The organism is Rhizobium ecuadorense, assembly GCF_001187535.1.
GTDB lineage: Bacteria > Pseudomonadota > Alphaproteobacteria > Rhizobiales > Rhizobiaceae > Rhizobium > Rhizobium ecuadorense.
Map to the genome: position 1 here is coordinate 1 of NZ_LFIO01000303.1, position 291 is coordinate 291.

The 291-nt window shown below is 56.4% G+C and carries 1 protein-coding gene and 1 pseudogene; both read right to left on the reverse strand.

All coding sequences use genetic code 11. The features are described from left to right. Positions 1 to 65 (reverse strand): annotated as a pseudogene (locus AF337_RS45095) (type II toxin-antitoxin system RelE/ParE family toxin); the annotation flags it as partial. Then, the coding region (locus AF337_RS06860) for a ribbon-helix-helix domain-containing protein (protein ID WP_049731537.1) at positions 49 to 291 on the reverse strand (243 nt) is incomplete at its 5' end. The pseudogene AF337_RS45095 and the gene AF337_RS06860, both read right to left, overlap by 17 nt.

A 291-nucleotide genomic window follows, 5' to 3' on the forward strand; every position in this document is an offset into this window, starting at 1 on the left:
GCATATTCGTCGATGCCTGATAGCACAGCGTCCGCGGTTCGGGTCAGCCTATAAGTTGTTGTCACGCAGCTTGGCCTTCGTTTCCGGCAGGATGTCGGGAATGCGTCGATCGCTCGGGCCACTTTCCTCAGCCTGCCTCAGGATGTTGCGCAGTTCTTCGTCGTCAAGCTTGTGATGGAGCTGATCCTTCAGAATGAGCTCCGCCAGGAATGCGCCGGCACTGCTGTATCTGCCGCTTGCGACACGATTTTCGACGTATTCCGCCAGATTATCCGGAAGGGAGATCGTCAT